Source organism: Bacillus altaicus (assembly GCF_042136375.2).
Classification (GTDB): Bacteria; Bacillota; Bacilli; order Bacillales; family Bacillaceae_G; genus Bacillus_A; species Bacillus_A cereus_U.
Genome location: NZ_CM143394.1, coordinates 4,583,669 through 4,597,848 on the forward strand (window position 1 = coordinate 4,583,669; position 14,180 = coordinate 4,597,848).

The window sequence follows — 14,180 nt, forward strand, 5'->3', positions numbered from 1 at the left end:
AAGAAAAATGCTAAAATTATTTACAGTTCATTCTTATTTCAACAAAGGGGTTTTTAGCATGCCTTATTTTTACGTCTTTTTACTATTACTAACGAGCTTACTATGGGGAGGAAATTTCGTCGTTGGAAAATCGCTCGTTAATCACGCATCGCCACTGACACTTACAAGTTTAAGATGGATGATTGCAATCGTTTGTTTATTACCTATTGTGTGGTTTAAAGAAAAGAAAATCATTCCGCCCCGTGCAGCAATACTTCCGTTAATACTTATGGGCATCTCAGGTGTTGCCCTTTTTAACATTTTTCAATTTTTAGCACTAGAAAAAACATCCGCAACAAATGTAGGGCTTATTTCTACATTGAACGCCATTTCGATTGCATTATTTTCTGTGCTATTTCTAAAAGAAAAAGTAAATACACTTCAAATTCTTTCTATGATTCTTTCATTTTTCGGGGTTATGCTCGTCCTTTTAAAAGGAAATTTCGCACTTTTATTTTCACTACATTTTAATAGCGGAGATTTATGGATGATGGCGGCAGTATGTATTTGGGGTATTTATTCTGTTTGTAGTAAATGGGCGACAAAAACAGTTACACCGCTAATGGCGACGTTATATTCTGGTATTTTCGGCGTCATTTTATTGCTTCCATTTAACATAGGCAACTTCACTGTTTCCAATATCAATTCTTCCTTCATAACATCACTTTTATATACAGGACTCGTTTCAACGGTCCTTTGTATGGTATTTTGGAACATTGGTGTACAGAAATTAGGAGCTACTACATCGGGTATTTTTCTAAATTTCAATCCAATTTTCACAGCTATTTTAGCATTTATTTTCCTTGGAGAAGAACTAACATGGATTCAAATTTTCGGGACAATTATCGTCGTTACAGGGTGCTATTTATTCTCTCATTTTAAAACTGTTTCTCCTCAGACGACTAGAGCTTTAGTACGAAAGCATTCTTAATGAAAAAGCATCGCCACCAGAGTGGCGATGTTTTTATTTACCTTTCATTTCTTTCACATACTGTTTTTCTTCTTCTGGCGATAAACGTTCTGTTGCCTTTCCGGTATCACCACCTTGAATTTCCCACAAAAAGTTATGTTCCTCAACCGTCTGTGAAAAATCCCCTTTCTCCCAGCGCTCTAAAGTAGAAAGTAGCTTTGATTTATATTTAAAATTAGTACTGCTTTCTACTGCGTTCTTCGCACTACTAATTTCCTTAGTTGTCATTTCGATAAATCCCCATTTCTCAGAGGATTTCACTTTTTGATGTACCATCCTATGCATTGTAGAAATAATTTCATCTTCACTAACTTGTGGCTTCTCTTCCTTTACTTTCTTCTCCTGTTGATCCATTACTTTTTGTACTTTAAGGCTCTTCTCCTCCTCCTCTATATAATTAAGAAATTTAGTAACACCGAATACAGCTCCTACCGCAATTACAATCATTGTAATTGTCCCTATTATCCATTTTTTCATATTATGTACTCCCCATTCCCCCTAATAATTACATAAACAAATGGAATCGCCTGCACATAGTCGATTCCATTTGTTTCCTTATTTTATTTTAAGCCTTCATCGCTTCTCGTACAATGTAACTGTCCACATATTGTTTAAATTTCACGATTTTTCCATTTCCAAGCTGCCATACATGAACAAATTCCGCCTCAAATGATTTTCCCGTCTCTTTATAAACTCCTGAGTAAACACCTTCAGCAATAATCACATCTTTTCCGTTTACTTCATGGTACGTATTTACACTCGCTTTATAATCATCCCATTCTGATCCTAAACGACTAAATACATTTTCCATTATAGCTTCTGTACCTATATACGTTCCGCCGTACGGAAAACCTGCTGCCTCTGTCCACTCTACTTTTTCAGAGAGAGCTTCCGCTAAATGTTTTGCATTTGAAGAAGATGGTCCTTCATATGTGCTTCGAACAATTTCTAAATTTGTTTTTTGCTTCATTATTTTTTCACCCCAAACGCGTTTGCCGCTAAAACAAGTCCAATTTCTAACGCTTTAACGTGCGGGAACCGCTCCTTTATTGCCGTTTGAATTTCTTCACTTGAAGGATTTCCTGCAAGAACTGCATCAAATGCAACTAAATATTTACGAGTATGTTTAATCGCGTCTGCTGTATTTGGTACGTCATAATCACGATGACCCGCTACAACAATTTCAGGATGAAGATTTTCAAGTTCACTTAATGTTTCTAACCATTTATGACGAGCTTCAGCATCTGTTTCTAACGTCCATACGAAAGTATTGTTATAAACGATATCGCCTGTAACAACGGCTTTTAATGATGGAATCCATACATAACTATTATTCGGTGTATCACCTTGCAAACCACCTTTAATGATTAAATCATTTCCCTCTAAAATCAATTTCTCTTCTGTTAATTCCTCTGGAACAATTGGTTGATGAGGAACATTATGCCCAATAGATGGTTTCCACTGTTCCACTTTCTTCTCAAATGTGTTACGAATATCTTCAACAGTATTCCGTAATGCAACAATCTTCGCTTCTGGAAATGCTTCATGTAATACATTTAATCCAAAATAGTGATCTGGATGGAAATGAGTCACATAAATATGAGTTAAATTCTTTCCTGTTTCAATAATTTGAGCTGCTAAACGGTGCGCATCACTTAATAAAAATTGTGCATCGATAAGAATTGCATCTTTTTCTCCGTATACAATTGTGGATGTAACTTGAAATGCTTGCTCAGATCCTGTAAAAACCTCTAAATGTAATTTGGACATGTTATTTCCTCCACTTTTTATTTACTCTTTTATATTCCTTTATTCTTTAAGCTTTATTCTAGTTGTAACTATTTTAGTTACAACTAGAATAAAAAAATATACGAATCATTTTATTACTAATCGACTTATTGTAATCATTATAGTTACAACAAGTCGTCAAGTCAACACTTTAAAAGTGAAATTTACTTCGTTTTCATTACTTTCTCTTTGTAAGAAACGATCGACATATCCTTCTGCTTTTACAACGAATAAATACGCACCCATTGATAATAATGCAAGATCTAATTCATATCCCGGATTCTTTCCATCTCCTAATAATCCTGCTGCTCCATTTACCTTTACGATAGCTCCAGCTAAAATAAGGGCGAATAACAATCCTACATATCGTACACCTAAACCGATAATTAATAATATACCACCTACTAATTCAACTGTCGCTACGCCATATGCAAGACCACCTGGTAAACCGATGCTTGTAAACCATCCTGCTACGTTATCTATACCTGATTGAAACTTTGCTAAACCGTGTGCAAAGAACGTAACTCCTAACACGATACGAATAATTAAATTCCCAATATATTGATTCATTTTGAACTCCCCTTTTTGTTTTGTTATGGTGAACATTTATTCACAAGACAAAACAATAAGGTATTTCTTTTCATTCGTCAAATGCTTTTTTTAAAGAAAACAAAAAACATTATCCGTTTTACGAATAATGTCTTTTATAAAATAGCGCAAATTCAAGCTTTTACTCTATCACACAGAAAAAGTTGAAACTTTTTTCCAGCACCAATATAAGGCAATAACGGCACGTCCTCTTCCACAACCATTCCGACAACATTCACTTTCCCATCTTCAGGTAAATCATTCATAACAATTTGCATTTCTCCAGCATATCTACCATACAATTCATTATCCATTGTGATGCTACCTTTCTTTCTTGAAATTGTATTCATCTGCTGTAAAATCACTTTATTTTCTTCTCGTGATTCTACCGAGCGAATGACATCACGAGCTGGATCTAGTCTATTTGTATGCACTTTCTCTACCACTTTCAATGCTTCCATTTCATTTGTAAACGGCTCATATCGCACCGGAATAATCCCATTACTCGCACTCGCGATTTCTTGTACACTTTCTAGACTCGCGCTTATGTCTCCAATTAGCACTTTATCGACGTCACACTCTTGCATAAGTTCTAAATACGCTTCAAGCGGCCGCATATAGCGGTGTTTTTCTAACGTCGGTAAACCTTCATATAACGGACCACGTTTTTCACCATCTCCCGGAATAAATGCCATCGTTTTTATTCCGCACTCATGTAAATACTTATTTTGTTTTTGCAAAAACGACTTTGCTAGTCCTGTTTCTGGACGCGGGTAAAAATTATGCCACGCTTCTACACGATCTACTCGTATGTTTTCCGCAAGTAACTCTTCCCAAAATGATGCTGTAATCGTACTCGCGTTTAACGCTACCTTCATCCTATGTGATACACTCGCAATTTCTTTTGACATAATGCCGTAATCCATTCGTAAACCAGTAATGCCCCACTCCAATAATTCTTCCACATTTTCATACGTTATTCCTAAATGATGTAACGATTTTGGAGAGACATCAACCATTAACTCCATTTCATTTTCGAGAGCTTGTTTCCCAAGTATTTGAATTAACTCCTTATACGTTTTCGGATCATCTTCTGGAATGTGAAGAGATGTAAAAATAGATGAAAATCCGTTTTCTTTCGCTAGTTTTAACCATCCTTCTTGTTTCTCTACTCGCTCTTTTGAAAGATAAATTGAAACTCCTATCATATAAATCTCTCCTTCTATTAATATAAAAAAAGAGAAAGGAATCCCTTTCTCTATATGTTTTCTGCCATTTCTTCTTTAAAGCCAAAGAAGTACGTAAAGATGAATCCGAAAATATATGCAACTACTAATCCAAGGAAATATAATAAATATTTATTATCAGCAATTAACGGAATTAATGATAATCCTGATACACCTATTCCGAGTGAAGCCGTTTTCATAACAGCTTGGAATGCACCACCGACAGCCGCTCCTAAACAAGCAGTAATAAACGGTTTCCCAAGTGGCAATGTAACCCCGTATAATAGCGGTTCGCCAATTCCTAAAAATCCTACTGGTAATCCACCTTTAATCACATTACGAAGGCGTTTATTTTTTGTTTTCACATAAATCGCAATTGCTGCTCCTACTTGCCCAGCGCCAGCCATTGCTAATACTGGTAATAAAGGCGTTACGTGCGTTTGATTAATAAATTCCATATGAATCGGTGTTAAACCGTGATGTAATCCGACCATTACGAGAGGTAAAAATGTTCCGGCAAGCACAGCTCCAGCAAATGCTCCGCCAACATTTAAAATTGCATTAATACCGCTTGTAATACCATCAGATAAGAAGCCTGCTACTGGCTGAATCGCTAACATCGTTACTATACTTACAGCTAATACAGTAATGAGTGGTGTCACAATAATATCAACTGCATTTGGCACAGCTTTTCGCACTCGTCTCTCAACTACAACCATAAGCCATGCTGCAAAAATAACTGCAAATAATCCGCCCCGTCCGGGTACGAGCGCTTCACCAAATAATTTTACATTCGCCATCGCTGGGTTGAAAATTAAAATACCTGCAATTGCCCCAAGAACTGGTGTCCCGCCAAATTCTTTCGCTGTATTCCAGCCGACTAAAATGCCTAAGAATGTAAAGATACCGCCGCCAATTAAAAGTAACATTTGCAGCCATGTTGCATTCGGGTCAGCACCTGCATTTTTCGCAAAGTTAGCGACCCCGTTTATAATTCCTGATGCGACAAGACCAGGTATTAACGGAATGAAAATACTTCCTATTTTTCTTAAAAAGTTTTTCACTGGTGTATTATTTTTCTTCTTTATCCCTGACTTTATCTCCCGGCCGAGATCTTCAAGATGATGATCTGCCACTTCACCAATTCTGAGCCCTGTTAAAACTTCCATTTCAGCTGCTACTTTATTTACCGTTCCTGGACCAACGACAACTTGAAGTGTTTCATCTTCGATGACCCCCATAACACCTTCAACCTTTTTCAAAAGGTCCATGTTCACTTTACTTTCATCATGAAGCGTTAATCTCAGCCTCGTCATACAATGAGCAATGCCACGAATATTTTTTACTCCCCCAAGTTGCTCCGTAATCCTACTCGCCATTATCTCTTCTTTCTTCATAATAGAATCCCCCTCCCCAAAGTTTAAAGTGCTTTCTTCACAAATCCTTTCGCACATTTTAACTTTTCTAGTGCTTCCCCATATTCACACTGTAGTAATATCATAACGATTGCAGCTTTCACATTTCGATCTGCTCTTTCATAATACTCTGTAGCTACTTCATAACTAGCGCCTGTCGCTTCAACAATAATTCGTTTTGAGCGTTCTACCAATTTTTCATTGGTAGATTGAACATCTACCATTAAGTTTTTATATACTTTCCCTACACCAATCATAGACGCTGTAGAAATCATATTCAGTACTAGTTTTTGCGCTGTGCCAGCCTTCAAACGCGTTGAGCCTGTTAATATTTCTGCGCCTGTTTCCACTTCCACATTTAGTTTTGCATATTTACTTATTTCAGCATTTTTATTACAGGAAATACTCGCCGTACTCGCTCCTACGCTACTTGCGTATTTCAATCCGCCAATTACATAAGGTGTTCTACCACTTGCTGCAATTCCAATAACCGTATCTTTCTCGTTTAATCCAATACTTTTTAAATCTTCTTCTGCTAACTCTTCACGATCTTCAGCACCTTCTACCGCTTTAGTAAACGCTTTCAATCCACCTGCTATAAATCCTTGCACCATTTTATCATCTGTTCCAAATGTCGGAGGACATTCCACTGCGTCCAAAATACCTAAACGGCCACTCGTACCAGCCCCAATATAAATCAATCGTCCAGCTGCTTCAAAAGACTTAATAACAATTTGTACAACCTTCTCGATTTCTTCTATTTCATTTTCAACTGCTAACGCAACAGTTCGATCTTCTTCATTCATACTTTGTAAAACTTCTTTTATACTCATCTCATCTAAATTCATCGTTTTCTCATTACGGTGTTCTGTCGATAAATTCTCTAACATATTGCCACCCTCTTCGAAATTATATTTCACACTTTTATTATAACTTCAAGAAACTAAAAATCAATAACCCTTTCTTATTTTATGAAATAAAATTTCACAACATGACATATTTGTGTCAAAGATAATAAAAAAGATGAGTCTCCCCATCTTTTCTTCTACTTCAATTTCCGTAACCGTAATGCTTCTTCTCTCGTCTCCATAAATTGATCTAATACTTTATTACCAATTCGATTGAAAGTAATCACATATAAAGCATCAATCATATTCAGTTGCGTCATTCTCGAAGCAATACTCGCAATGCGATGGTCTTGCTCTACATCTGGCATACAAAGGCGAATATCTGCCGCTTTATATAAAGGAGATGATTGGTCTAGCTTCGTAATCGCAACAACTGTAGCCCCTCGCTTCTTCGCATATTGCGCCATTTCGAGCACATCTTTCGTCCGCCCAGAAGTTGAAATCGCCACAAATATATCTCCCTCTTTTAAATTCGTGACGAGTGGCAACATCATATGAAAATCAGATAGCATCATCGCTGTAAATCCAAGCCTAGTAAATTTATAAGCTCCATCCATCGCCGGTGTAGCTGATCCACCTACACCATAAAATATGATCTTATTAGCATTTACAATACTATCTGCAGCTTTCTCAAGTTCCTTCTTATCTATCGCAGTAACACTCGCCTCAATTGCAGCTTTATTCACATATGTAACTTTATTAAACAAATCGTACGGTCCATCTTCTGTATTCATCACTGAAAAGTCGTTAATATTATAATCAGCAATTGTTAATTCACGAACGAGTGCTATCTTAAATGCTTTAAAGCTTCCAATACCGATTGTTTTACAAAAACGTACAACACTCGCCTCACTCGATCCCGCATTTGTAGACACTTCTTTTGTCGTTAAATTTGGAACGATCTCTGCGTTCTCCATTATGTACATGGCAACCTTCTTTTCAGCTGGTGAAAATTGATCCATATTATTTTCAATTTTAAATAGTAATGTTGAAGCTTTCACTATTTAACCTCCACTTCTTACGGTTGCGTTTATTCTCTAATATCTTTTGCATCATAAAGGTAAAAACCATCATCACCAGGCGGATGGTGAACAATTACAGTTCGATCCCCTTTTTTATATGCAGTTATTTCACCTTCAGATCGCTGTTTTTCCCATCCATGTATCCAAATTGCAAAGTCAGGTACAAAAGCAGTGTACTTATAGTCTTTCGGGTTTTCGTCTTCTACATAGGAAGAAAAAATATAAACTGGAAAATTTTTCACTTTTGACTCTTTCCATGCAGTAAATGGTATACATAGTGCAATAAGTATGATTACACCTATAACTTTCCCCTTTGTAATCTTCACACTTCCCTCTCCTTGTCATATCACATACATAGATTTTATCATAATTACAATCCATTCATGCTACATGACCACTGCATTTTGCAATAAAAAAAGAGCTTACCTACATCAGATAAGCCCTTCCTCTCTATACAAAATACTTCTTCAAAAGCGGCGGCGTAATAATTGTCGTCAATATAACAACAATAACAATCGCTGTGAAATTTTCTTTCGCTAATAGATTCGCCGTAAGTCCATTTGCTGCGATAATAAGCGCTACTTCTCCGCGCGACACCATCCCCGCACCAATACTAATAGAAGATTGTAAATTAAACCCTGTTAATCTTGCTCCTAAACCTGATCCGATTAACTTTGTGAATATTGCGATGAGCGTCATAATGATAATGAACCAAAGTTGGCTTCCGATACCTTGAAATGTAATTTCCATTCCGATACTTACGAAGAAAACTGGTACAAATATCGCATAAGCAATCGGTTCAATTTTATGTTCCACTTCATGCTTGTACTCTGTTTGCGAAATCGCAATCCCTGCTGCAAAAGCTCCAATAATACCTGCGATTCCCATCATTTCACTGTAATACGAAAAAGAGAAACAAATAATAAGAGCTGCACTAATTAATGCTTCCGATACACGAAGTGGGACAAGCATTTTCATAATCCACGGAACAACTTTCCATGCAATAAAAACGATACTTACAAAGAAAATAAGTTTCTTTGCAATGACAAGTGTTATATTCACATCTTGCGTTCCTAAAAAACTCATTACAAATGCTAATAAAATAACGACTATCACATCATCAAATACGGCAGCACCTAAAATCGTAGTACTTTCTCTCGTATTCATCTTCCCTAAATCTCGTAACGTTTGCACTGTAATACTAACCGATGTTGCGCAAAGTAATAACCCTATAAAAATTGCATGAGATTGCATTAATCCAAACAACAACCCTGCCACATATCCACCGATGAAAGGGAAAATAATTCCACCAGCCGCTACTGCAAATGATGATTTTAAATTCCGATTTAACTCTTCTAAATCTGTTTCAAGTCCCGCCATAAACATAAGTAGCAAAACACCAATCTCGCTAAGCTCATCAATAAGTTCTGAACTATTAATAATACCAAGCACAGCAGGACCGATAATAATACCAACGATTAATTTACCAAGTACAGAAGGCTGACCAAGCCTAACACTAATATCACCAGCTAATTTCGTACAAAGTAAAATGATAACAAGTTCGAAATAAAATAACATAGCATCTTCTCCTACTATATAAAGTAAATCTTTTTGTTAACCTGCATCTATTTCTGCACATAGTTTCTCCTTACACCCGGCTTTTTATTTGTTAAAGTTTTATTTGACAAAATATTCTGAATTATAATAAGATTAACCCAGAAATTTTAAAAAACTACATACCATAACTGTATCTTCATTCACTTACATACTCTTTTCCAATGGGCTCGTACTATATTCGCAGTTATGGAGATGAAAACTAAAGGAGGAGAGTTCAAAGTGAAGTCATTATTACGAAAAAAAGCGCTTAGTACTGAATCACCACGGCAGCTAGATAGAACATTAACGGCACTCGATTTAACGTTTTTAGGAATCGGCGCCGTAATTGGGACAGGGATTTTTGTATTAACAGGGATTGTAGCGGCGAAACATTCTGGTCCTGGTATTATGCTATCATTCCTTATTGCTGCATTTACTTGTGCTTGTGTAGCCTTTTGTTATGCCGAATTCGCTTCTTCTATACCAGTCTCAGGAAGTGTTTACACTTATGCATACATGACCGTTGGAGAAGTTGTCGCCTTCATCGTTGGTTGGTGTTTAATGCTCGAATATTTACTCGCAGTTGCAGCGGTAGCTGTTGGCTGGTCTGGATATTTACAATCATTTCTTCAAGGGTTCAATATACACCTTCCCGCCATTATTTCCTCGGCCCCCGGAACGGGAAAAGGTGGTCTCATTGATTTACCGGCTGTTTGTATTTTACTTCTCATTACTGGGGTTTTAAGTTTTGGTATACGCGAAAGCGCACGCATTAATAATATTATGGTCCTTATCAAATTAGCAGTTATTATCGCTTTTATCATAGCAGGCGCAAAATATGTAAAGCCTGAAAATTGGACACCGTTCATTCCATTCGGGTACGACGGTATTATTACTGGTGCTGCCACTGTCTTCTTCGCCTTTTTAGGTTTTGATGCAATCGCAACTGCGGCAGAAGAAACGAAAAAACCGCAGCGTGATTTACCAATTGGCATTATCGGTTCCCTTCTTATTTGTACAGTTTTATACATGATCGTATCTTTCGTTTTAACAGGTATGGTTCCTTATACGCAATTAGATGTTTCTGATCCAGTTGCATTTGCACTACATTTCGTTGGCGAAGATACTATTGCAGGGCTGCTTGCAGTTGGTGCGATGACAGGAATGACAACCGTTCTTTTGGTCGTTATGTATGGACAAGTTCGTGTTTCTTATGCAATGAGCCGAGACGGTTTACTCCCAAAAGCGTTATCACGCGTAAATAAAAAAGTAAAAATCCCTTTACTAAACACATGGATTACTGGGGTATTTGCAGCTTTATTAGCAGGGCTTTTAGATTTACATTTACTAGCAAATTTAGTAAACATCGGTACGTTAACAGCCTTCACATTCGTTTGCTTTGCTGTACTTATTTTACGGAAAACTCATCCTGATTTAAAACGTGGCTTTCGCGCACCACTCGTACCTGTACTACCAATTGTCGCTATTCTTTGTTGTTTATATTTAATGATTAATTTGTCCAAAACGACATGGATCAGCTTTGCAGTCTGGCTTATAGTCGGTTTATGCGTCTACTTCTTCTACTCTAGAAAACATAGTCATTTAGCTACTGAAAAAACAGGTGATGAGAAAAAAGAAGCATAAAAAATAGCTCGCCTATAATAAAGGCGAGCTATTTTCATTAACGATTGTAAAACGAAAAATATACCGATCAACTTTTGTATACTTCTTCTCCCTTACTTCGCCTCTTTCTTTTTCTTTCTCCACGCGTTTACACTATCAAAGAAAAAGTTAATAAATAGCGTTCCTAATCCCGCTAATACAAATGTCATTAAAAATAGAACCCATATACTTTTATCTTTTAATAAATAATATCCTACAAGGAGCACAACGGCGATCCATACATATTCAAGAATTCTTTTTAGCTTTTTCTCTTCCAAATTATTCGCTCCCTTTTGTTATACTACTTTTAGTATAACAAAAAAGAAGCCTATCATGATAAGCTTCTTTTTCTTATACCTTATTTGTTGATGCTTTTTTCAACCAGTGAAATAGCGTGCTCTAACGTACGATTCATCGTTTCTACCTGTGCATCTTTTACTTTCACATCTTTTAATACAGCTTCTGCAACTGTAATTTTTTGACTCAATGATTTCACTGAACCGTCCGTTACATTTGCAGCTTGTGCTTTTTTCACTACTGCTTTTGCAGATTCAATATTGATTTGTAATTTTTCTTTCGGTATTTTCGGCTGTTCTTCTGCCACTTTTGATTGTACAAATGTTTGGTTTGCTGTTTTTAATTCATTATACATTTGAACAAATTGCTCACCTGTACTTGTCATATTCCCAAACACTTTCTTAGCATTGTCATAGTTTTTTTGTAATTCATTAAAAGCTTCTTGTGAATATTGACCTGGCTTTTCACCAAATTCATAAGTACCTGCCAATACTTCTTTCACTTTCGCAATCTCTTCATATAACGCATTTACTTGCTCTAATTTTGTACGAGTAGAAAACTCGTTATATGCCGCTACTACTTCTGAAGAACTTAATGCTTTACTATATAATTTTGCTAACGCAATTTGTCCATTTAATGGAATACCGCCATTTCCGTTACTATCTGGATCTGCACCAAGTGCAAATGGCACGTTCGGATGATACACTTTCCCACTAGCTGGCTGGCTATTTACTTTTTTACCATCTACATAAATTGCTACTTCACTTCCGTTATACGTTCCTGTTAAATGATACGTTTTGTTTGCTTCTAATTGAACACCAACACGTTTATAGCTTCCGCCAATATGAGCCCATAATTCTACATAGCCACTTCCTGTAGACTCAAAACCAATTCCACCACTCTCTGTATTTTGCAAAATACCTTGTCCGCGAATTTCATTCATTGAAAATACAGTTTCTAACGTAAATGAATTTGCTACTTTTTCTTTTTGTGCTGCTGAAAATGGAAGATACCCAAATGTATTTGCTTTTCCATTTAATTTCATTACATTTGTTTTCAACACCTTATCATATTCAACAGATACATTCCCTTTCACATCACCTTTTGTTCCAAACGGTGAGTTATCTTTAAATGTACCATCTAAGAAATTCACATCAAAAACGTCTGCCTTTGGCACTTTTACATTCGGATCAATATTATCTTTTTTCGTAGTAATTTCTGCCGTTAACGGCTGCGCGCTTTCGTTGCCAAACGAATCAATCGCAACTACTTCAAGTGTATATGATTTCCCGCCATCTAATCCTACCAGTGTAAATGTAAGTTCTTTTGGAACTGGATCACGATAAAACTCTGAGAATGCTAATAACTTATTTTTAATCTCACCTGTTTGTTTATCCTTCGCTTGGACACGATAAGAATGAACAAGAAGGTTGTCCACCGCTTGCGGGAATGTTACTGTTGCTGCGTTTTCCGTTACATTTGATACTGACAATTTCGCATCTTTCGCAAAAGATGGCTTTTCTTTATCACGATCTTCTACATGCGTAAATGTTTCTTTCTTTGATGGCAACTGAATTTTCCATGGCTCGCCTGTCCAAGAATTTGTATGGAAATCACGGCGATTAATTGTTACTTCTTTATCATCCACTTCTACTAATAAACCTTGGCTTAATGTACTAGCCCCTGGCGGAATATTTCCTTGCACTTTACCGCCTTCAACTTCCATATAACTTACAGAAGATGTACCAACAGATGTAAAGTCTTTTTGATGAATCGATCTTGGATCATCTAATGGATAATGTGAATGACCTGAAAACGTAATGACTTGTGGGTACTCTTTTAACACTGCATTAATTTTCGCACTATCTTGTGTTCCCCATTCATGACTACCGTATACTGTATCTTTAATATGCTGATGTAAAAATACGAAAATCGGTTTTTCCGGATCATCTTTTTGTGCCTTTGCCATTTCTTCTTTTAACCAAGTAATTTGCTTGTCCGAATAATATCCATGTGTTGTTCCATTCTCTGGAGACATAACAAGGAAATGATAACCCTTTACCACCTTATGATAATAGATTGATTCCATTCCTGTCTTTTCTAAAAAACGCTTCTGCGCTCCCTCTTCAGATAAACCGTTCCAATAATCATGATTACCAAGAGAATTCATTCGTACCGCATCTTTATTTGCATTTTCGTTATACACTTGCATGAAACGATCATATTGTTGCAGCGATCCTGTATCTGTGAAATCACCTACAATAACAAATGCATCTTGCTTTGGTGCAAGCGTATTAAATTGCTCTATTGCTCGTTTCCAGCGAAACGTATCATCTGTTCCACTATTCTTAATATGTACATCACTTACAACTGGGAAAACGATTTTCTTCTCACTTGGTGCCTTTTCTTGCTTTTTCTCTTCCGCTTTAACCGACGTACTCCACGGAAATGACACGAATGCCAATACAAACACCATTAATAATCCAATAAGACCTTTTACTTTTCGTAAAGCAGTTCTTTCCACGTGAATCCTCCTCATAATAATTGATTAATTACAAGGGTTATTGTAACGAAAACATATTAACTCCGTTTAAATGATAAATTAATTTTATTAGACTTTTGTAAACATACAGTTAATTAATCGTTAACTCCAACATTACTTGTATTAT

At 36.5% G+C, this 14,180-nt stretch carries 14 protein-coding genes; 2 read left to right on the top strand and 12 right to left on the bottom strand.

All coding sequences use genetic code 11. The features are described from left to right. Positions 1-58 precede the first annotated feature (58 nt). On the top strand, positions 59-970 hold the full coding sequence (locus ACE38F_RS23695) for a DMT family transporter (protein WP_375371143.1): 912 nt from the start codon (positions 59-61) through the stop codon (positions 968-970). A 33-nt stretch (positions 971-1,003) separates the two neighbouring features. On the opposite strand, the gene ACE38F_RS23700 is transcribed toward ACE38F_RS23695, so the two are convergent. The 10 genes from ACE38F_RS23700 to ACE38F_RS23745 all read right to left on the bottom strand — a co-directional run bounded on the left by ACE38F_RS23700 (position 1,004) and on the right by ACE38F_RS23745 (position 9,534). After that, positions 1,004-1,486 carry a PRK06770 family protein gene (locus ACE38F_RS23700; protein WP_375371142.1) on the bottom strand — a complete coding sequence of 161 codons (483 nt, stop codon included), beginning with the start codon at positions 1,484-1,486 and terminating at the stop codon, positions 1,004-1,006. A gap of 88 nt (positions 1,487-1,574) precedes the next feature. Next, the gene (locus tag ACE38F_RS23705) at positions 1,575-1,979 is read right to left on the bottom strand and encodes a nuclear transport factor 2 family protein (RefSeq protein ID WP_375371141.1); all 405 of its coding nucleotides are present in this window, start codon (positions 1,977-1,979) and stop codon (positions 1,575-1,577) included. After that, positions 1,979-2,779: an MBL fold metallo-hydrolase gene (locus tag ACE38F_RS23710; RefSeq protein WP_375371140.1), complete on the bottom strand. Its 801-nt coding sequence runs from the start codon at positions 2,777-2,779 to the stop codon at positions 1,979-1,981. Before ACE38F_RS23710 ends, ACE38F_RS23705 begins: the two co-directional genes overlap by 1 nt. Before the next feature lie 156 nt (positions 2,780-2,935). Continuing rightward, positions 2,936-3,367 carry a DoxX family protein gene (locus ACE38F_RS23715; RefSeq protein ID WP_375371138.1) on the bottom strand — a complete coding sequence of 144 codons (432 nt, stop codon included), beginning with the start codon at positions 3,365-3,367 and terminating at the stop codon, positions 2,936-2,938. 152 nt (positions 3,368-3,519) lie between these two features. Beyond that, a complete protein-coding gene (locus ACE38F_RS23720) occupies positions 3,520-4,593 on the bottom strand; it encodes a DUF871 domain-containing protein (protein WP_375371137.1) in 1,074 nt (357 codons plus the stop codon). 50 nt (positions 4,594-4,643) lie between these two features. Further along, on the bottom strand, positions 4,644-6,008 hold the full coding sequence (locus tag ACE38F_RS23725) for a PTS transporter subunit EIIC (RefSeq protein WP_375371136.1): 1,365 nt from the start codon (positions 6,006-6,008) through the stop codon (positions 4,644-4,646). Positions 6,009-6,031: 23 nt separating this feature from the next. After that, positions 6,032-6,916 (bottom strand): N-acetylmuramic acid 6-phosphate etherase, encoded by an 885-nt coding sequence (gene murQ / locus ACE38F_RS23730; protein ID WP_375371135.1) that lies wholly within the window; start codon positions 6,914-6,916, stop codon positions 6,032-6,034. Between the two features lie 155 nt (positions 6,917-7,071). Beyond that, on the bottom strand, positions 7,072-7,935 hold the full coding sequence (locus ACE38F_RS23735; protein ID WP_375371134.1) for a MurR/RpiR family transcriptional regulator: 864 nt from the start codon (positions 7,933-7,935) through the stop codon (positions 7,072-7,074). Between the two features lie 29 nt (positions 7,936-7,964). After that, a complete protein-coding gene (locus tag ACE38F_RS23740; protein WP_375371133.1) occupies positions 7,965-8,282 on the bottom strand; it encodes an outer surface protein in 318 nt (105 codons plus the stop codon). A 124-nt stretch (positions 8,283-8,406) separates the two neighbouring features. Beyond that, positions 8,407-9,534 carry a cation:proton antiporter gene (locus ACE38F_RS23745; protein ID WP_252188747.1) on the bottom strand — a complete coding sequence of 376 codons (1,128 nt, stop codon included), beginning with the start codon at positions 9,532-9,534 and terminating at the stop codon, positions 8,407-8,409. Positions 9,535-9,792: 258 nt separating this feature from the next. On the opposite strand from ACE38F_RS23745, the gene ACE38F_RS23750 reads away from it, so the two are divergent. Then, a complete protein-coding gene (locus ACE38F_RS23750; protein WP_375371132.1) occupies positions 9,793-11,196 on the top strand; it encodes an amino acid permease in 1,404 nt (467 codons plus the stop codon). A 92-nt stretch (positions 11,197-11,288) separates the two neighbouring features. Here ACE38F_RS23750 and ACE38F_RS23755 read toward each other — a convergent pair whose 3' ends face one another. Together ACE38F_RS23755 and ACE38F_RS23760 are read right to left on the bottom strand one after the other, a co-directional pair. Then, positions 11,289-11,492, bottom strand: coding sequence for a hypothetical protein (locus ACE38F_RS23755; RefSeq protein ID WP_375371131.1), 204 nt, complete (start codon positions 11,490-11,492; stop codon positions 11,289-11,291). 80 nt (positions 11,493-11,572) lie between these two features. Next, positions 11,573-14,035, bottom strand: a complete 2,463-nt coding sequence (locus tag ACE38F_RS23760; protein ID WP_375371130.1) for a LamG-like jellyroll fold domain-containing protein — start codon at positions 14,033-14,035, stop codon at positions 11,573-11,575. Between the last annotated feature and the right edge of the window lie 145 nt (positions 14,036-14,180).

Coding starts and splice junctions, on each gene's coding strand:
- ACE38F_RS23695 (WP_375371143.1), top strand. CDS start 59: ATGCCTTATTTTTACGTCTTTTTACTATTACTAACGAGCTTACTATGG.
- ACE38F_RS23700 (WP_375371142.1), bottom strand. CDS start 1,486: ATGAAAAAATGGATAATAGGGACAATTACAATGATTGTAATTGCGGTA.
- ACE38F_RS23705 (WP_375371141.1), bottom strand. CDS start 1,979: ATGAAGCAAAAAACAAATTTAGAAATTGTTCGAAGCACATATGAAGGA.
- ACE38F_RS23710 (WP_375371140.1), bottom strand. CDS start 2,779: ATGTCCAAATTACATTTAGAGGTTTTTACAGGATCTGAGCAAGCATTT.
- ACE38F_RS23715 (WP_375371138.1), bottom strand. CDS start 3,367: ATGAATCAATATATTGGGAATTTAATTATTCGTATCGTGTTAGGAGTT.
- ACE38F_RS23720 (WP_375371137.1), bottom strand. CDS start 4,593: ATGATAGGAGTTTCAATTTATCTTTCAAAAGAGCGAGTAGAGAAACAA.
- ACE38F_RS23725 (WP_375371136.1), bottom strand. CDS start 6,008: ATGAAGAAAGAAGAGATAATGGCGAGTAGGATTACGGAGCAACTTGGG.
- murQ (WP_375371135.1), bottom strand. CDS start 6,916: ATGTTAGAGAATTTATCGACAGAACACCGTAATGAGAAAACGATGAAT.
- ACE38F_RS23745 (WP_252188747.1), bottom strand. CDS start 9,534: ATGTTATTTTATTTCGAACTTGTTATCATTTTACTTTGTACGAAATTA.